A 17,987-nucleotide genomic window follows, 5' to 3' on the forward strand; every position below is an offset into this window, starting at 1 on the left:
CCTTTACACCCGAGGGCGCATCGCGCTGTCGGGTGTTGACCTCCGGCCTCTGGGACCGGGCGGCGGGTCGAAAAGAAACTCTTTCCGAAAGATGGCGGACTTAAAGCCGCTGGAGGGGGCAAAGTCAACCGAAAAAGGCCGGCAAGGGCGACCCGGCCAGCGGCTATCAGGTTGATTAAACTAGAATTTTTCGTCTCCGCGGTGCCGGAAGTCATCCGGGAAATCGCGATAAAGCGCGAATTTCACATTCTGGACCGAGGAATTGACGCCAAAATGCAGGCTTTCGATGGGGTCGCGGCGGGAGCCGACGCGCTGGAACGCGCGGTCGAACTGATCGAGGGTTTCGAACTCCATCATCAGATGGAATTCGCCGACATCGGCCGCGCTCAGCCCCAGCTTGCGGCGCATCAGCCGCCAGCCGGCCAACAGGCCCTCGGCCGCGAGGCCGTTCATATAGGTGGCCAGCCGATCGCAGAATTCGACGTCGCTGAGGCCAGGCTTGAGGTCGAACCAGGCGTTGTAAATATTCATTGTCGGCACCATCTCGCTGGGGTGCCAGTGTAATGGCTATCGCGCCGGGCCTTCCACCCGATTTCCGTCATTCGAAGTTGTCCGGACCTCTTGATGCCGACCTACCAAGGCCCTGTCTCCGATCATTTCAACGGCACGCACTTTTTCGATCCCGACGGCGTCGCGCCGAAACGGCTCGGCGATGTCTGGCGCTGGCAGCGGACCCGCAAGCCGGCGAAATGGCCGGCGTGGCAGCCGTCGTCCTATGCCGACACGCCGCCGCAGCGTGTGAATGGCACCGCGGCGCGCTTCTCGTTTGTCGGCCATGCCTCATGGCTGATCCAGGCCGGCGGACTCAATATCCTGGTCGATCCGGTGTGGTCGCAGCGCGCCTCACCGTTCAAGTTGCTGGGGCCCAAGCGCGTCAACGATCCCGGCATTGCGTTTGAGGCGCTGCCGCCGATCGATGTGGTGCTGGTGTCGCACGGTCATTACGACCATCTCGATCTGGCGACGCTGTCACGGCTCACCACGAAGTTCTCACCGCGTGTGATCACCCCGCTCGGCAACGACCTGACCATGCAGGCGTTCGACCGCAAGATTCGCGCTGAGGCCTTCGACTGGGGCGACCGCATCGATCTCGGCGGTGGCGTTGCGGTGAATCTCGTCGCGACGCGGCACTGGACGGCGCGCGGCCTGTTCGATCGCAACAAGGCGCTGTGGGCGAGCTTCGTGCTGGAGACACCGGCCGGGAAAATCTATGCCGTCGGCGATTCCGGTTATGGCACCGGCGCGCATTTCCGCCGGGTGCGGGAACAACACGGAGAGTTGCGTTTGGCGCTGCTGCCGATCGGCGCCTACGAGCCGCGCTGGTTCATGCGCGACCAGCACATGAACCCGGACGATGCGGTGAAGGCATTGTCCGACTGCGGTGCGCAGCAGGCACTCGCGCATCATCATGGCACCTTCCAGCTCACCGACGAGCCGATCGACGAGCCCGCGCAGGGGCTCACTACCGCGCTTGATGCCGCCGGCGTCGCGCGCAACACGTTTGTCGCGCTGAAGCCGGGACAGGTGTTCGAGATCTAGAGCGTTTTCGAGCGAAGTGGATACCGGTTCGCGTGAAGAAAACGCGTCAAAACAAAAATCTAGAGCCTCTGTTGTGATTCAACCAGAACGGAAAAGGCTCTAGAACCTGATCCCAGCGCAAACGCGACGCGCGGAGCTCAGCCCGGCTTCTTTGGCTGAGTCAGCAGTTTGGCCAGCAGCCGCCCGCTCGGCGGCAATGGCCGATCGATCGCTGATATCAGCGAGAACTGTGTTGTGTAGCGGAAAGCCTCTGCCCCCCGGACTTCCTGGAGACGATGGATGGGCCCCAGCATCTCGACGTAATGCGTCGGCAAAAAGCCGATGAAACGGCCGCCGACCAGCATCGTTGCGACGGCTTCCAGCCCAAAGGCGACGGCATGCTGCTTGATCTGCAGGCGTCTCGCCAGGTTCTGTGTGCGTCGGTCGTTTGTGCGCGTCACCAGAACAATCTCGCTGTCGTGCAAATCATCCAGCTCCAGCGGTAGTCCCGCTGCCGCATACAGCCGGAATTCTTCCGTAAACAACGAGGTGTATTCGAGCTTGCCGTTGCTCGCGGGCTGACCGCTGATGGCAAAGTGCAGGCGTCGTTCCAGGACGTCCTCGACCAGCGCGCTTGGCAGGCCGATCGAGATATTGAGCGTGACATCGGGCGCGGCTTCGCGAAAGTGCGTCAGTGTCTCGGCCAGTTGGCAGCGCGGGTTGGACAGGCAATTGTCGGCAATGCCGATCTTCAGTTCGCCCGATAGAATGTTTCGGGCCAGATTGAGTTCGTGACGCACCATGTCCAGCGCATCGCAGGCCGCGATGCTGGCATGCAAAGTCCTTCGACCGAAATCGGTCAGCTCGAAGCCCGACGGACCGCGAAAACAGAGCCGGCCACCCAGTCGTGTTTCCAGCGCCAGCAGATGCCGGCTGATGGTCGAGCGCTCCATGCCGAGCTGGGTTTCCGCGGCGGTCAGTCCGCCGGCTTCCGCGACGGCGCGAAACACCCGCAGCAGCCTCAGATCCGTTTCGGTGAGTTGTGGAACCGGCGCAGGCGTGACGTGCTTCATCGCGGGCGATACGTGCTTCATGTTGCACTCCCTACAAGCATGGTTTCAGCAGTCGTCATTCTGCACAAGGCGAAGCCCGGATTACCGTGCGCCATCACCTCGGCGACCCGCGGGCCGATCGCTTTTCGGTCAGATGCCGATTTGTTCGGCAAATCGAACACGGCGTTATTTGGAGGACGTATGGCTCTGCCCTTGACGGTGCCGCCTTCGCTAAAGCACCAGAGCCTGCTCTGGTCGCCCATCTGCACCGATCTCGATGCTCTTGACGCGCACGTCGCCATTCTCGGCATCCCGTTTGGCAGCGCTTACCAGGCCTCCGCGATCACGAACGATCAGAGCAAGGCGCCGGATGCGGTTCGGTCCGTCACCGATCGCATCTGCCGCGGCCTGGAACGCTACGATTATGACGTCGGCGGCCCGATCTACGGCGGACGTGCCTTGAAAGTGGTCGATGTCGGCAATGTTCCCGCCGACATGACCGACCTCCGCAGCCATTACGTTCGCGCCGAACAAGCAGTAAGCAAGATTCTTGCCGCCGGTGCCCTGCCGATCACCATCGGCGGTGACCACGGCATCCCGATCCCGATCCTGCGCGCCTACAAGGACCATGGCCCGATCACGCTGATCCAGGTCGATGCGCACATCGACTGGCGCGACCATGTCAATGGCGTCCGCGATGGCCTGTCGAGCCCGATCCGCCGGGCATCGGAGATGCCGCATATCGGCGAAATCTTCCAGATCGGGATCCGTGCGCAAGGCAGTGCGCGCCCGGAGGAGGTCGAGGCGGCGGCTGCCTACGGGTCCAACATCATTCCGGCATACGAAGTGCATGACCGTGGCATGGACACGGTGCTCGAGCGGATCCCGGACGGGGGCCAGTACTACATCACCATCGATGCCGATGGCCTTGACCCGAGCGTGATGCCGGCCGTCGAGGGCCCGGCTCCCGGTGGGCTCACCTTCCATCAGGTGCGCAAGCTAATCCACGGCCTCGTTCGCAAGGGACGCGTCGTGGGCATGGACATCGTGGAGATCACGCCGTCCACCGACGTCAACATGATCTCCTGCATCACCGCCGGTCGCCTGATCGTGAATCTGATCGGGGCGGCCGTGCGGGCGAACTATTTCGACGCGCCGCCCGCCTGAGACGATGTCATCATCCGCAACAGCAGAAGAGGTGCCGCCATGCCGCAGATCAAACGCAAAGTGATGGGTCTTCTCGCAGGGAGTGCCTGTTTCGTCGTCGCTGCGAGCGCGCCTGCCTTCGCCGAGACGACGCTGGAGAAGATCAAGCGGACCGGCGAGGTGACGGTCGGCACCGAAGCCGCCTATCCGCCGTTCGAATTCGTCAGGGATGGCAAGATCGTCGGCTACGGCCCCGACATCCTGGCTGAGGTGGTGAAGGAATTCGGTGTCAAGAAACTGAATCAGCTCGATCTGCCCTGGCAAGGCATCTTGCCGGGTGTGCTGGCCGGCAAGTTCGATTTCGTCGCCACCACGGTCGGCATCAATCCGGAGCGCGCCAAACGTTATGCCTACACCATGCCGATCGCCGACGGCGTGTCGTATGCCATGAAGCGCAAGGGCGACAAGCTGAGCAAGCCGGAAGACCTCAACGGCAAGGTCGTCGGGACACAGCTCGCGTCCTCGACGGAGCCAGTGGCGCGGGCCCTCGACGCCAAGCTGAAGGCTGCGGGTGGATCGGGCTTCAAGGAATTGAAGCTGTTCACGGCGTTCCCCGAAAGCTACGTCGCACTCGCCAATGGCGAGGTCGATGCGGTGATCCAGCCGCTGCCGAGCCTCGCCGCACTGGTCAAGGACAAGCCCGACGTGTTCGAGCTGCTGGCCCCGACGCCTCAGGACGGAGGCTTCACGTATCTGTCCTGGGTCACGCGACCCGACGACAAGGATCTGCGCGATGCCATTTCCGCCGTCATCCGCAAGATGCGCGACGACGGCCGGCTCAGCGCACTGCAGAAAAAATGGTTCGGTTTCGAGATGAAGATTCCGGACGACGGCTACCTGCCGCCTGGTGCGATGTAGGCGAGTGGATGGGCGGTCTTTGACCGGCGTGAAAGGTCGATTGCATGGGCTTCAAGCTCGATTATCTGCTCTCGATCCTGCCCGCTCTGATGCGCGCGGCGGCCGTCAACATCCGCCTGGCGCTTCTGATCATGCTGCTGGCGCTGGCGCTTGGCACCGCGCTCACCATCCTGCGCTCCCGCAAGATTGCCGCGGTAAACGCGTTCATCGCCGTCGTCATCAGCTTCGTGCGCGGCACGCCGCTGCTGATCCAGATCTTCATCGCCTATTATGTGCTGCCGGCTGTTGGTCTTGATCTCTCGCCGCAAGTCGCGGGTGTCTCCGCCATTGCGTTCAACAGCATGGTCTTCGTCAGCGAGAGCATGCGCGGCGGCCTCGCGACCATCGATTCCGGTCAGATCGAGGCAGCGACCGCGCTCGGCCTGCCGCCGCGCGCCATCTGGTTCAAGGTGGTGCTGCCGCAGCTATTCCGCCGCATCGTGCCGGTGCTGATCAACGAGGCGACCATCGTGGTGAAGGGCACCGCGCTGCTGTCGGTCATCACCGTGGTCGAGGTGCTGCGCACGGCCCAGCAGATTGCAAGCGCGAGCTATCGGCCGTTCGAGACTTTGATTGGCGCGGCGCTGATGTTTCTGGCCATCAATCTCGTTATCAGCCTGTCCGGCCGGGTGGCGGAGAGCCGGTTCGCGCGGTCGCGGATCTGAGCCATGCATTTCAATCCCGCTTTGCTGCTCGATTACTGGCCGCTGTTGCTGCAGGGCGCTTGGCTGACCGTCCAGGTCTCGGCCACGGCCCTGGTCATCGGCTATGCCGCAGGGATTGCGGTCGCATTGATTGCGCTGATGCCGGGGTGGCCGCCGCGGCTGGTCACCGGGCTCTATATCGAAACGCTGCGCAACATTCCCTTCATCATCCTGCTGTTCGTCGTTTATTACGGACTGCCGTTTTCAGGCATTCGCCTGCCGGCGACCTTCGTCGGGACGCTGGCGCTCGCGCTGTTCGCCAGCGCCTATTATGCCGAGATCGTGCGTGCGGCGATCCTGGCGCTGCCGCGCGGCCAGTTCGAAAGCGCGCGCGCCATCGGCATGTCGCCGGCAGAGGCGATGTGGCATGTGGTGGCGCCGCAGATCCTGCGCACGCTGGTGCCGCCGTCCACCAATATGACGCTGACGATGATGAAGGAGTCCGCCGTACTCTCCTCCATCACGGTGCCGGAGCTCACCTACCAGAGCCTTGTCGTGCAGGGGAACACGTTTGCGCCCTTCGAGGTATTCGCGGCGGTGGCGTCGATCTACTGGCTGATCGCGGCCGTGATTGCGGAATGCTCCAGGTGGCTGGAGCGCCGCGTTGGCGCGACCCAGGCCGGCGGCGTCAGCCGCAACACCATCGCCGAGCGTTACCTATCCCTTGTCGCGCGGAGGGCCTCATGAGCGCGACGCCGATCCTCCGCGTCTCGGGCCTGACCAAACGCTTTTTCGGCGCTGTTGCACTCGACAATCTGTATCTCGACGTGCGCCCGAGCGAGATCGTCGCGCTGATCGGCCCGAGCGGTTGCGGCAAGAGCACATTGCTGCGCTGCCTGACCTGGCTGGAACAGCCCGACGACGGCTTCATCGAGGTGATCGGCAAGCCGTTCGGGCGGGAGTTGACCGGTGGCGGCGTGGTGCGCCGTCAGAGCCGGCGCGAGATCGATGCGCTGCGACCGAAGATCGGCCTGGTGTTTCAGCAGTTCAATCTCTGGCCGCACATGACGGCGCTGGAAAACGTGGTGCGCCCGCAGATGGTGGTGCTGGGGCGATCGCGGGCCGAGGCGACCCGGCGTGGCGAAGAATTGCTGGTGCGGCTGGGGCTCGCGGACCGGATCGATCGCCATCCGCATGCGCTGTCCGGAGGGCAGAAGCAGCGGGTAGCCATTGCCCGCGCGCTCGCGATGGATCCAGCCTTGATGCTGTTCGACGAACCGACCTCGGCGCTCGATCCGGAGTTGGTCGGCGAGGTGCTGGCGGTGCTGCGGTCGCTGGCCGAGACCGGCATGACCATGCTGGTGGTCACCCACGAGATCGGATTTGCGGCCAACGTTGCCGACCGTATCGCCTTCATGGATCACGGCCGCATCCTGGAAGAGGGGCCGGCACGCGAGATTATCGCCGCGCCCAAGGAGCCGCGGCTGCGCAATTTTCTCGATCTGGTGCTGGCGGGCCGCCGTCAGGCCGCGTCCGCGATCAATTCAACGGAGTAACGTCATGTCCTTCAACGTCATGTCCCGCGTCAACCGGCCCTATGTCGGCATCCCGTCGTTCCTGCGTGCACGGATCTGCGAGGACCTGTCGAAACTCGACGCGGCCATCGCCGTGCTTGGCGTGCCCTTTGACGAAGGCTCGCCGTTTATGCCCGGCAGCCGCTTCGCGCCGCGCGCACTGCGCGAACATTCGCTGCGATTTTATGGCGGCGGCAAGGGTTACTACGATCCGGAGACGCGCTGCGAATATCTCGTCGAGGAGATGTCGCAGGGCCTGATCGCCGACGTCGGCGATGTCGATATCCATCCGGCCAACGCGCCGCGCACCTTTGAGAACATTACCGCCATGGTGCGCGGCATTCTCGATCGCGGCGCGCTGCCGGTGGTGCTTGGCGGCGACCACTCAATCACCTATCCGATCTTCCGCGCGTTCGACGAGAAACTGCACGTCATTCACTTTGACGCGCACACCGACTACGCGCCGTTCGAGAACGATCTGACCCTGACCAACAGCCACGCCTTTCGCCACATCGCCGGCATGGATAACGCGCTGAGCCTGACCCAGGTCGGCATCCGCAGCCTGCGCCATTCGCCGGCGCAGGTGGAGGACGTCATCGCGTCGGGCAATCGCATCATTCCAATGGGCGAGTTCCGCCGGATCGGCCCGCAAGGCGTTGCCGATCTGCTGCCGGCTGGCTCGCGCGTCTATGTCAGCATCGATGTCGATGCGATGGACATGTCGCTGGTGCCGGGCTGCGTCTCGGCCGAGCCCAACGGGCTGACCTATCCTGAATTGCGCGACAGCCTGAAGGCCATTGCCGAGCGCCACGATATCGCGGGCTTCGACTTCGTCGAGGTCAATCCGCCGCTCGATGTCGGCACCGGCGTCACCGCCTATCTGGGGGCGCTGACCGTGATCGAATTTCTTGGCCACATCTGCGCCCAGCCCCGTTGGGCCGCTCGTCGCAACACCCGTTTCGCCGCTTGAAGGAGATCATCATGAGCGAAGTCAGCGAGACCATTCCCGCCACCCGCGGCAAAGCCATTCGTCTTGGCCGGGGCCAGGCCGTCAAGGTGATCAACACCCACGGCTCCCAGGTGGTGGACACCTGGGCGTTCTGCATCGAGGATCTGCGACATCACATGTCGATGGAGCATACCAGGGTCGAGAACGCCCGGCTGATGCCGGCCGCCGGCCAGACGCTGTTCACCAACAAGCGCGAGCCGATCCTGGTGCTGGAAGAAGATACCTCGCCCGGAATCCACGACACGCTGATGGCCGCGTGCGACCGCTGGCGTTACAAGCATCTCGGCTGCACCGATTATCATCGCAACTGCGCCGACAACATGATCGAGGCCATGGCGGAGATCGGCTTGAGCGCCGGCCATGTGCCGCAGCCGCTCAATCTGTTCATGAACATCCCGGTCAACAGCGATCTCAGTCTGACCCAAGGCGAGCCGGTCTCGCGCCCAGGCGATCATGTGCTGCTGCGGGCGACACGGGATTGCTACGTGGTCTTCTCCGCCTGCCCGCAGGACATCACGCCGATCAACGGCGCCGAACGCAAACCGACCGAGGCGCATATTCAGCTGATGGGCTGATCGCGTCGGATGGGAGGCCCGGGGATTCTCACATTAAGCGAGAATCCCACATCAATGTATGCGTGTCGTGCCGTCGCGCGGGGCTCTCAGCCATTCCGCGGGGAGCACGATGATCGAAAGGCCCAGCAGGATCAGGGCCATGCCGGCGTAACGCGCCGGACTGAAGATCTCGCCGAACACCAGCGCTGAGGCCAGCACGCCCGTACAGGGCGACAGCAGAGCAAACGGGGCAACTGCGCCGGCAGGATAGCTTTGCAGCAGATCGCCCCAGATCGCATAGGCCATTGTCGCGGCCGCTCCGAGATAAACGGCGCCTGCGAGTCCCAGGAACGAGGCGTCCGAAATCGCTGTTATGAAGCTCGGCTCGTGGTTTTGCAGCGCGGAGATTACTAGCGACGGCAGCGGCGGGATGAGGCTCGCCCACACGATGATGGAAAAGATCGGCACCGCGGGCGCTCGCTTGACCAGCACATTGCCAACCGCCCAACTCAGCGCACCAGCCAGCGCAAGCCCCAGCGCCAATGGTTTGAAATCGGTCCCGACGGTCAGCCCGATCAATATCAGCCCCGCAAAGGCGACAGCCATGCCCGTGCATTGGCGTCGGTTGGGAATGTCGCGCAGGACAATGGCGGAGAGCAGCACGGTTAGAAAAACCTGCATCTGCTGCGTCACGGACGCGAGGCCCGGTGGCAGGCCAGCTTCGAAAGCGAAGAACAACAGCAGGAATTGTCCGGCGAACAGGGTGGTCCCGATCATCACCAGCATGCACCATCCGATCCGTGGTCGCGGCACAAACAGGATGGGCACGCTCGCGATCAGAAACCGCAAGGCGGTGAGCTGCGGTGCGGAGAAGCTTTCCAGGCCCCACTTGGTCGCGACAAAAGCGAAACCCCAGATTAAGGACGTGAGGGCCGCCAGGATCATGTGACGCGGGGTCATCGCGCGCGCTCGTTTCCGCTTGCCGGGTCTCGGGTGGGATGGTGAGCGAGAGGTTAATTTGCTAATGGATCTGCAAGAAGGTCCACTTTCAATATTTAGGTAGACCACTTGAACGAAAAGCGCCCACGTTCGCCCCGTCATCGGGATCAAGTGCTGCCGGCTGCGAGGCCGGGATGGGCCATGCTCTATGACTGGCGACAGGTGGATCGCGGCAGCGAGGCCTCGGTCGTTCACCAGGCCTATTTGCAGGTTCGCTCGGCTATCCTGTCGCGGGGGCTTCGTTCCGGAGCCAGATTGCCGTCCTCGCGCAGTCTGGCGTCGCGGCTCGGCATTGCGCGTGCGTCGGTCATCGCCGCTTATGAGCAACTGCTCGCCGAAGGATATCTCTCGTCCAAACGAGGTTCGGGGACTTACGTTTCGACCGATCTTCCCGAAAGGGTCGACACGGGCTCGCCGGATCGGCAGCGGCATTCGCTGCAGGCAGATCATGTGCGACAAGAAGATCCTGTCCCGGTTGAAAGCGCCGCTGGGTTTCTGGCTCACACGGACGAGCGGCCCTTCAACACGGGGCGCACGCTGCTGGATGAGCGTACCGTCGAGGTCTGGCGGCGCCTGACCCGGCATGCGGCCCGGACTTTCGGGCCCGACCACCTCGGCTACGCCAATCCCTGCGGCTCGCCGGAGCTGCGCCGCGCGATCTGCGATTACCTGCGGGCTGCGCGGGCGGTGCGTTGCGATCCCGGACAGATCATCGTCACCGCGGGCACGCAGCACGCGATCGATATTGCGACCCGCGTGCTGCTTCGCCCTGGAGACCAGGCCTGGGTCGAGGATCCCGGCTATCCCTTTGTCCGGCAGGCGCTCATCAGTTGTGGAATCGTCGTTCGGCCGGTTCCGGTGGATGCGCAGGGGTTGGATGTCGGTGCAGGCATCGGACTGGCGCTGGCGGCGCGGGCGGCGTTCGTGACGCCCTCTCATCAGTATCCGACCGGCGTGGTGCTCTCGATGGCGCGACGGCTCGAGCTTCTTGCATGGGCACGCACGAACGACGCCTGGATTGTCGAGGACGACTATGCCAGTGAATTCCGCTATTCGGGCCGGCCGCTGGCGTCGCTCCAGGGCCTCGATGACAGTGGGCGGGTGATCTACATCGGCACGCTCAACAAGGCGCTGTTTCCCGGTCTGCGGCTCGGCTATGCCGTGGTACCGGCGCCATTGCTTGCGACATTCGCGACCGCGCGCAGTCTCATGGATCGGCAACCGCCGAGCCTGCAACAGGCAGTTATGACCGCGTTCATGCGCGACGGTCATCTCGCCGCTCACATCCGCCGCATGCGATTGCAGTATCGCGTGCAACGTGATGCGCTTGCGGAGGAGCTGACGCGGACGGCGGGTGACGTACTCACCGTGGACGTGCCGGATCAGGGCATGCATCTGGTCACCTATCTCGGCGATGGACTCTCCGACGTCGCTGTCGAGCAATCGGCGCGTGCGCGCGGCGTGATCGTCAAGGCCATGAGCAAGCTATACATCGATGCGCCTGCGCGCTCGGCGCTCATGCTCGGCTTCAGCGGATATCCTCGTGAGGTGATCGTGCCCGCAGCCGCGCGTCTGGCCAAAATCGTGATTGCGGCGAAGCGAGCCAGGCGAACGGAATCGTGAACGGAACTCATTCCGGAGAGCCGCGGCGCGGCTTCCGGAATGACGATTTCATGAAGGTCAATTCTTAAATTACTGCTGCTTGATGGCGTAGGACACACTCACCGCGATCCGCAGCGTCTCTGCGCCCGGTGCGATCGGAGTCGAGTCGGCGCTGGCCGACATCTTGCGCGCATACATCGGCACCGGGCCCGGCGATCCCTCTTCGGAAATGCTGATCGGCGCGCCGAGGTTGACATTGGCGGCCTTGGCGTAGATCTCCGCCTTGCGCTGGGCGTCGGCGATGGCGTGGCTGCGCGCCTCGTCCAGCAGTTTCGAGGCCTGCGACACCGAGAAGCTGATGCCGCTGATCTCGTTGGCGCCGGCGCTGACCAGGGTGTCGATGGCGGTCGCAACCTTGGTGACGTCGCGCAGCGTTAGCGTCACGCGGTTGCTGGCGCGATAGCCGGTGATCTGCACCGGTCCGTTGGGATTGCTGCGCGGCGCGCTCTGCTGCGGCTGCAGCGACAGCCGCGAGGTCTGGATGTCCTTCTCGGCAATGCCCGAGGCTTTCAGGGCCGCCAGCACGGCGCTCATCGCCTTGTTGTTGGCCTCGGCCGCTTCGCGCGCGGTCTTCGCCTCGGTGGTGACGCCGCCATCGATCTCCGCCCGGTCCGGAGCCACCGAGATGGTGGCTTCACCAGCCACCGTGATCGCCGGCGGCATGGTCTGCGCATGGGCCATCGATCCGGCAAAGGAGGTGCCGGCTAGGGCCGCAGCACAGATCAGAGCGAGAGAGGTCTTGCGCATCATTGAAAACTCACTTCCAAAAACCTCACTTCAGAGGCACGAACACATTGATGACGAGCTTGTCTTCCGCGGTCTTCAGCGGATCGGTGACATACTCCTCGATGAAGGTGTCTTTTGCCTCCAGCTTTTTGTCATCAAGATGGTTGGTGATGGCCTCGTAGGTATTGTCCATGTTGTCGTAGGAGCCGCGGTGCACGAACTTCAGCACCTTGCCCTCCGGCGATTTGCTGACCGACATGTCCTTCGCCAGGTTCTTCGGCTCCTGCTCGACCGGAATTTCCGCCAGGAACGTGAAGCCAGCGTCGTCGGTCGAGGTGTAGACGATCATCGAGGAGCCGGCCGCCTTGACGCCCTGCTTGTCCAGGAACGTGGTGAGGGTCTTCAGCGAGTCGGTCAGGGTGTCGAAGGCGGAATCCCAGTTTGCGGTGCCCTTGAGCGCCAGCACGGTTTTCGGCGCCAGGGTCTGTTCCTCGCCGAACGGGTCGACGACCTGGGCCTTCTGATCGGCGGGGGGCGGCGTGGCCGGGGTCTGTGCCGTGGCGGGCGGGGTCGCGGGGGCCTGGGCGGCGGGTGGTGAAGCCGGAGTTGGTGTCGCCGGTGTGGCTGGGGTTGCCGGGGGTGTGGTGGCCGCCGGCGGTGTCGCGGGGGTGGCGGCCGTAGGAGACTGAGCCCAGCCCGTAGTCAGGGTCAGGGATATGGCGGCGGCCGGGATCAACAGGGTGATCGCATGACAAAAAAGGCGGACGCGGCTCATTCAAAATCTCCCCAGGATGATCGCCAGACGTCGACCTGTAAAAGTCGAACGTTTCACGTGACGGATCAGACTACCACGCCAAATCCGCTTTCGTCTCATGACAGATATGTCATGCGATCATGACGGCGAAAAGCAGGCGGAAACGCCGCTCTGGCCAATCCGCAGGCATTCGCCATATAAGGTTTCAAAGGATTGTCATGAGCGCGCTCGCCAACCATAGCTTCGTCAAGATGAACGGCATCGGCAACGAGATTGTCGTGCTGGATCTGCGCGACTCTGCCGGTTCGGTCAGTGCCGACGAAGCCCGGGCGATCGCAGCCCCAGCCGGGGTTCCGTACGATCAGCTGATGGTGCTGATGAAGCCGCAGCTGGCTGGCACCGAGGCCTTCATCCGGATCTATAACAATGATGGTTCGGAGGCGGCGGCTTGCGGCAACGGCATGCGCTGCGTGGCGCGCCGGACCTTCGAGGCCACCGGCAAGACCGCGCTGACGTTCCAGACCAAGGCCGGCCTGCTGAACTGCTGGCAGGGGCCTGAGGCGGACACCTACACCGTCGACATGGGCCCGCCGCGGCTGGGATGGAAGGATATCCCGCTGGCCGAAGAGTTTCGCGACACCCGCGCCATCGAGCTGCAGATCGGCCCGATCGATGCGCCGGTGCTGCACACGCCGTCCGTGGTCAGCATGGGCAATCCGCATGCGGTGTTCTGGGTCGATGACGTCAACGCCCACGATCTCGGCCGTTTCGGTCCGCTGCTGGAAAACCACCCGATCTTCCCCGAACGCGCCAATATCACGCTGGCCCATATCGTCGACCGCGAGCACATCGTGATCCGTACCTGGGAGCGCGGCGCGGGACTGACCAGGGCCTGTGGCTCGGCCGCATGCGCCACCGCGGTGGCCGCCGCACGGCTGCGGCGCGCCAACCGCAAGGTCAGGATTACGCTGCCTGGCGGCGATCTCGTGATCGAATGGCGCGAGAGCGACGACCATGTGCTGATGACCGGCGCCGCAGACTTCGAGTTCGAAGGCAAGTTCGATCCGGCGCTGTTTACACGAGCATGATCCGGAAAAGTGGATACCGGTTTTCTGATGAAGGTCATGCTCAAGAAAAACGTCGCTTAATCGGATGAGCGTCGACGTCGTCACCTTCGGCTGCCGCCTCAACGCGTTCGAGTCCGAAGTGATTCGCCGCGAGGCAGAGGGTGCGGGCCTGGCCGACACCGTCGTGGTCAATACCTGCGCGGTGACCAACGAGGCCGTGGCACAGGCCCGGCAAAGCATTCGCAAGTTGCGGCGTGAGCGCCCCGAGGCCCGCATCGTGGTCACGGGCTGTGCCGCGCAGACGCAGGGGCCGATGTTTGCCGCGATGGACGAAGTCGATCGCGTGCTCGGCAATGACGACAAGATGCAGAGTGCCGCCTGGCGTGCCACCCGTGCCGCGTTCGATGCGGCGCCGGCGTTTGGCATCGACAGCACGCAGAAAATTGCCGTGTCGGACATCATGGCCGTCACCGAGATGGCGCCGCATCTGGTTGAGGGTTTTGGTGCCGGACAGCCGCGGGCGTTCGTCCAGGTGCAGAACGGCTGCGATCATCGCTGCACCTTCTGCATCATCCCTTATGGCCGGGGCAATTCGCGCTCAGTGCCGATGGGCGTCGTGGTCGATCAGGTGCGCGCGCTGGTGGAGGCCGGCCACGCCGAGATCGTGCTCACCGGTGTCGATCTCACCAGTTATGGCGCGGACCTGCCCGGTGCGCCCAAGCTCGGCATGCTGACGCGGCAGATTTTGCGGCACGTGCCGGAATTGCAGCGGTTGCGCATCTCCTCGATCGATTCGATCGAGGCGGATCGCGACCTGCTCGAGGTCATCGCCGATGATGTCAGGCTGATGCCGCATCTGCATCTGTCGCTGCAGGCTGGCGACGACATGATCCTGAAGCGGATGAAGCGGCGGCATTCGCGGGACGATGCGATTGCATTCTGCGCCCAGGTGCGCCGGCTGCGACCCGACATGGTGTTCGGCGCCGACATCATTGCCGGCTTCCCGACCGAGACCGAGGACATGTTTGCGCGCTCACTCGATCTGGTCGAAGTCTGCGATCTCACCTTCCTGCATGTGTTTCCGTATTCCCCGCGGCCCGGCACGCCGGCGGCGCGCATGCCGCAGGTCAAGGGCGATATCATCCGCGACCGCGCGCGGCGGCTGCGCGCCAGCGGCGAACGTGCTTTGCAGCGGCGGCTGGCCGCCGATGTCGGCCAGACCCGCGCCGTGCTGATCGAAAGCGCAAGCCAGGGCCGCACCGAACATTTCCTACCCGTTGCGATCGCCGGCGAGATGCCCGGCGCGGTTCGTGCGCTGACCGTGACCGGCCATGACAACAGCCGGCTGCGCGTCGCCTGATGGCTTTCGCGGTCTGCCTGCTGCTTGACGCGGCGTCGTCATCGGCCATCCGCGCCTATTGGGAGCGGCTGGCGGCGGCGAATGTGTCGCGATCGATGGTCGACCTCGGCTATCCGCCGCATGTCACGCTGGCGGTGTACGACACGCTTGACCGGGACGCCGCGCTGATTGCTCTGGATTGTGTGTTTGCGGGCCGTCCGGCTCTCGATTTCGCGCTGACGCTGCTTGAGACGTTCGGCGCCGAAAGCGGTGTGCTTTATGCCGCGCTCGCGGTTTCGGATGAATTACAGCAGCTCCAGAGCGAGGTTGTCACGGCGATTACCGGTGACTGCCGGTTGCATTACCAATCGCAACACTGGACGCCACATTGCACCATGGCAACGGGACTGTCCGCGGCCAAACTCGATGCGACCCAGCGGTTGCTGCAGCAATATTGGCAATCGAGGCCAGGCGTCTTTCAGGCGGCCGAGCTGATCGAATTTGTTCCGGTTACATCGATCAGGCGCTGGGATCTAGCGCCTCGTTAGCATTCCAGCCACAGGCCAGCATGCGTTCGTGCAGATGGTCCGGCACCGGCGCGGTCACGCACACCGGCGGCTTGTTCTTTGACAGCGGGACCACGATCTCGCGAGCATGCAGATGCAGCGACGGCTCGCCGAAGCGCGGACCATTGCCGTAGATGTTGTCGCCGACGATCGGCCAACCCATCGCCGCGCAATGCACGCGCAACTGGTGGGTGCGGCCGGTGATGGGTTCAAGGGCCAGCCAGGTCAGTCCGTTGCCGCGGCCCATCACTTTCCATGTGGTCTGTGACGGCAGGCCATCGGGATCCGGTTTCTGCCACCAGCCGCGCTCCTCGTTCAGCCGGCCCAGTGGAATATTGATCTCACCTTCGGCCTCAACGGGGCCGTCCTCGACCACGGCCCAGTAGGTCTTGGAAATCTTGCTGTGCTTGAACAGCAGCCCCAGCGAGGCCGTCGCCTTGCGATGCCGCCCAAGAACAAGGCAGCCGGAGGTATCACGGTCGAGCCGATGGGCCAGCACCGGGGGCCGCGGCAGGCCGAAGCGCAGCGCATCGAACGAGGCCTCCAGATTGGCGCCGCCTTTCGGCCCGCGATGCACCGGAATTCCGGCCGGCTTGTCGATCACCAGCATCAGCCCGTCGCGATGAAGCACGCGGGCCTGGATTTGTTCCGGGGTGGGTTGCGGCGTATCCATGAATTAAGTGAGCCGGATCAAGGGAGACGGAGCCAATCGGGATGGAGCAATGGTGACTTTCGTTATGGCCGCGAAACCGCTAACACGGGAAAATCATGAACGATAGCGCGGAACAACCCAAACAGAGCTGGTGGCGCCGGCTCTCCAGCGGCCTGAAGCGGACCTCGAGTTCGCTCGGCAGCGCCGTGGCCGATCTCGTCACCAAGCGCAAGCTCGACCGCGCCATGGTTGAGGACATCGAGGACGTGCTGCTGCGCGCCGATCTCGGCACCGAGGTGGCGGCGCGGATTGCAGCCGCCGTCGGTCATGGCCGTTACGACAAGGCGATCTCGGCGGACGAGGTCAAGGCCGTGGTCGCCACCGAAGTCGAAAAAGTGCTGGCGCCGGTGGCGCTGCCGCTTGTCGTCGATGGCGCGCGGAAGCCATTCGTTATTCTTGTCGTCGGGGTCAACGGCTCCGGCAAGACCACCACCATCGGCAAGCTCGCATCCAAATTGACCCACGAAGGTCACAAGGTGATGCTCGCGGCCGGCGATACCTTTCGCGCCGCGGCGATCGAGCAGTTGAAGATCTGGGGCGAGCGGACCGGTGCGCCGGTGATCGCGCGAAGCCAGGGTTCGGATTCTGCGGGGCTGGCGTTCGATGCGCTGTCCGCCGCGAAGGCGGATGGCCGCGACATCTTGCTGATCGACACCGCCGGCCGTTTGCAGAATAAAGCCGAGCTGATGAACGAACTCGAGAAGGTGGTGCGTGTCCTCAAGAAGGTCGACGCGAGCGCGCCGCATGCTGTGCTGCTGGTGCTCGATGCCACCGTCGGCCAGAACGCGCTGTCGCAGGTCGATGCCTTCCAGAAGACGGCCGGCGTCACCGGCCTGGTTATGACCAAGCTCGACGGCACCGCGCGCGGCGGCATCCTGGTGGCGCTGGCCGAGAGATACAAGCTGCCGGTGCATTTCATCGGCGTCGGCGAGGGGATCGACGATCTCGCGCCGTTCACCGCGCGGGATTTCGCCCGCGCGATTGCGGGACAAGAAGGTTAGAGGGCTGAAGGCTGACATGAACAAAACCGCGCCGCATCCGCTGTTCAAACTCGCCACCGAACTCGGCCCTCTGGTGATTTTCTTCATCGCCAATGCCAAGGCCAACCTGTTCGTGGCCACCGGCGCCTTCATGGTCGCGGTGGTGGTGGCAATGGCGGTGTCCTATTCAGTGACCCGGCATGTGCCGATCATGGCCATCGTTTCCGGCATCATCGTTCTGGTGTTCGGCTCGCTGACGTTGTGGTTGCACGACGAGACTTTCATCAAGATCAAGCCGACCATCATCTATGCGCTGTTCAGCCTGATCCTTGGCGGCGGCCTGCTGTTCGGCCGTTCCTTCATCGCGATCCTGTTCGACCAGGCGTTTAATCTGACGCCGGCGGGCTGGCGGCTGCTGACACTGCGCTGGGCGTTGTTCTTCGGCGCCATGGCGGTGCTGAACGAGATCATCTGGCGCACCCAGAGCACGGATGTCTGGGTCTCGTTCAAGGCGTTTGGCATGATTCCGCTGACCATGATCTTCATGATGACACAGATGCCGCTGATCAAGCGCCACCATCTGGAGCCGGCCACGGCGGAAGCCGGTGATGCCGAACGCGGCGACGTCAGCAAGGGTTGACCAGCAAGCATTCACCGAACCGTTCTTC

20 protein-coding genes are annotated in these 17,987 nt (G+C 63.7%); 14 read left to right on the plus strand and 6 right to left on the minus strand.

Going from position 1 to position 17,987, the window contains the following annotated elements; all coding sequences use genetic code 11:
• Positions 1-180: 180 nt before the first annotated feature.
• On the minus strand, positions 181-531 hold the full coding sequence (locus RS897_RS11555) for a DUF6614 family protein (protein WP_315836687.1): 351 nt from the start codon (positions 529-531) through the stop codon (positions 181-183).
• A gap of 93 nt (positions 532-624) precedes the next feature.
• Here RS897_RS11555 and RS897_RS11560 point away from each other — a divergent pair, with 93 nt between their 5' ends.
• Entirely contained in the window at positions 625-1,599 is a 975-nt protein-coding gene (locus tag RS897_RS11560; protein WP_315836688.1) for an MBL fold metallo-hydrolase, read from the plus strand.
• A gap of 137 nt (positions 1,600-1,736) precedes the next feature.
• On the opposite strand, the gene RS897_RS11565 is transcribed toward RS897_RS11560, so the two are convergent.
• Positions 1,737-2,672, minus strand: a complete 936-nt coding sequence (locus RS897_RS11565; RefSeq protein WP_315836689.1) for a LysR family transcriptional regulator — start codon at positions 2,670-2,672, stop codon at positions 1,737-1,739.
• A 159-nt stretch (positions 2,673-2,831) separates the two neighbouring features.
• Here RS897_RS11565 and RS897_RS11570 point away from each other — a divergent pair, with 159 nt between their 5' ends.
• The 7 genes from RS897_RS11570 to RS897_RS11600 are packed head-to-tail and all read left to right on the plus strand — an operon-like array spanning position 2,832 to position 8,535.
• Entirely contained in the window at positions 2,832-3,797 is a 966-nt protein-coding gene (locus RS897_RS11570; protein WP_315836690.1) for an agmatinase, read from the plus strand.
• Positions 3,798-3,836: 39 nt separating this feature from the next.
• Complete coding sequence (locus tag RS897_RS11575; protein WP_315836691.1) at positions 3,837-4,694, plus strand: transporter substrate-binding domain-containing protein; 858 nt, start codon at positions 3,837-3,839, stop codon at positions 4,692-4,694.
• A gap of 44 nt (positions 4,695-4,738) precedes the next feature.
• Positions 4,739-5,398, plus strand: coding sequence for an amino acid ABC transporter permease (locus RS897_RS11580; protein WP_407654468.1), 660 nt, complete (start codon positions 4,739-4,741; stop codon positions 5,396-5,398).
• 3 nt (positions 5,399-5,401) lie between these two features.
• Entirely contained in the window at positions 5,402-6,124 is a 723-nt protein-coding gene (locus RS897_RS11585; RefSeq protein ID WP_315836692.1) for an amino acid ABC transporter permease, read from the plus strand.
• The gene (locus RS897_RS11590; RefSeq protein WP_315836693.1) at positions 6,121-6,933 is read left to right on the plus strand and encodes an amino acid ABC transporter ATP-binding protein; all 813 of its coding nucleotides are present in this window, start codon (positions 6,121-6,123) and stop codon (positions 6,931-6,933) included. Before RS897_RS11585 ends, RS897_RS11590 begins: the two co-directional genes overlap by 4 nt.
• Before the next feature lie 4 nt (positions 6,934-6,937).
• On the plus strand, positions 6,938-7,921 hold the full coding sequence (locus tag RS897_RS11595) for an arginase family protein (protein WP_315836694.1): 984 nt from the start codon (positions 6,938-6,940) through the stop codon (positions 7,919-7,921).
• A gap of 11 nt (positions 7,922-7,932) precedes the next feature.
• Positions 7,933-8,535, plus strand: a complete 603-nt coding sequence (locus RS897_RS11600; protein WP_315836695.1) for a DUF1989 domain-containing protein — start codon at positions 7,933-7,935, stop codon at positions 8,533-8,535.
• Positions 8,536-8,586: 51 nt separating this feature from the next.
• Here the strand turns inward: RS897_RS11600 and RS897_RS11605 are convergent, their stop codons facing one another.
• Positions 8,587-9,474 carry an EamA family transporter gene (locus tag RS897_RS11605; protein ID WP_315836696.1) on the minus strand — a complete coding sequence of 296 codons (888 nt, stop codon included), beginning with the start codon at positions 9,472-9,474 and terminating at the stop codon, positions 8,587-8,589.
• A 180-nt stretch (positions 9,475-9,654) separates the two neighbouring features.
• Here RS897_RS11605 and pdxR point away from each other — a divergent pair, with 180 nt between their 5' ends.
• The gene (pdxR, locus tag RS897_RS11610; RefSeq protein ID WP_315836697.1) at positions 9,655-11,136 is read left to right on the plus strand and encodes a MocR-like pyridoxine biosynthesis transcription factor PdxR; all 1,482 of its coding nucleotides are present in this window, start codon (positions 9,655-9,657) and stop codon (positions 11,134-11,136) included.
• Between the two features lie 69 nt (positions 11,137-11,205).
• On the opposite strand, the gene RS897_RS11615 is transcribed toward pdxR, so the two are convergent.
• Positions 11,206-11,925: an SIMPL domain-containing protein gene (locus tag RS897_RS11615; protein WP_315836698.1), complete on the minus strand. Its 720-nt coding sequence runs from the start codon at positions 11,923-11,925 to the stop codon at positions 11,206-11,208.
• Positions 11,926-11,947: 22 nt separating this feature from the next.
• Entirely contained in the window at positions 11,948-12,676 is a 729-nt protein-coding gene (locus tag RS897_RS11620) for a GyrI-like domain-containing protein (RefSeq protein WP_315836699.1), read from the minus strand.
• Between the two features lie 197 nt (positions 12,677-12,873).
• Here RS897_RS11620 and dapF point away from each other — a divergent pair, with 197 nt between their 5' ends.
• The 3 genes from dapF to RS897_RS11635 all read left to right on the plus strand — a co-directional run bounded on the left by dapF (position 12,874) and on the right by RS897_RS11635 (position 15,609).
• Positions 12,874-13,743, plus strand: a complete 870-nt coding sequence (dapF, locus tag RS897_RS11625; protein ID WP_315836700.1) for a diaminopimelate epimerase — start codon at positions 12,874-12,876, stop codon at positions 13,741-13,743.
• Positions 13,744-13,807: 64 nt separating this feature from the next.
• Entirely contained in the window at positions 13,808-15,082 is a 1,275-nt protein-coding gene (mtaB, locus tag RS897_RS11630; RefSeq protein ID WP_315836701.1) for a tRNA (N(6)-L-threonylcarbamoyladenosine(37)-C(2))-methylthiotransferase MtaB, read from the plus strand.
• 95 nt (positions 15,083-15,177) lie between these two features.
• Entirely contained in the window at positions 15,178-15,609 is a 432-nt protein-coding gene (locus RS897_RS11635; RefSeq protein ID WP_315836702.1) for a 2'-5' RNA ligase family protein, read from the plus strand.
• On the opposite strand, the gene RS897_RS11640 is transcribed toward RS897_RS11635, so the two are convergent.
• Positions 15,581-16,300, minus strand: a complete 720-nt coding sequence (locus tag RS897_RS11640) for an RluA family pseudouridine synthase (RefSeq protein ID WP_315836703.1) — start codon at positions 16,298-16,300, stop codon at positions 15,581-15,583. The two genes, RS897_RS11635 and RS897_RS11640, sit on opposite strands and share 29 nt — an antisense overlap.
• 95 nt (positions 16,301-16,395) lie before the next feature.
• Here RS897_RS11640 and ftsY point away from each other — a divergent pair, with 95 nt between their 5' ends.
• Together ftsY and RS897_RS11650 are read left to right on the plus strand one after the other, a co-directional pair.
• Positions 16,396-17,340: a signal recognition particle-docking protein FtsY gene (gene ftsY / locus RS897_RS11645; protein WP_315836704.1), complete on the plus strand. Its 945-nt coding sequence runs from the start codon at positions 16,396-16,398 to the stop codon at positions 17,338-17,340.
• 16 nt (positions 17,341-17,356) lie between these two features.
• Positions 17,357-17,959: a septation protein A gene (locus RS897_RS11650; RefSeq protein WP_315836705.1), complete on the plus strand. Its 603-nt coding sequence runs from the start codon at positions 17,357-17,359 to the stop codon at positions 17,957-17,959.
• Positions 17,960-17,987 lie beyond the last annotated feature (28 nt).

The organism is Bradyrhizobium prioriisuperbiae (genome assembly GCF_032397745.1).
Lineage (GTDB): Bacteria > Pseudomonadota > Alphaproteobacteria > Rhizobiales > Xanthobacteraceae > Bradyrhizobium_A > Bradyrhizobium_A prioriisuperbiae.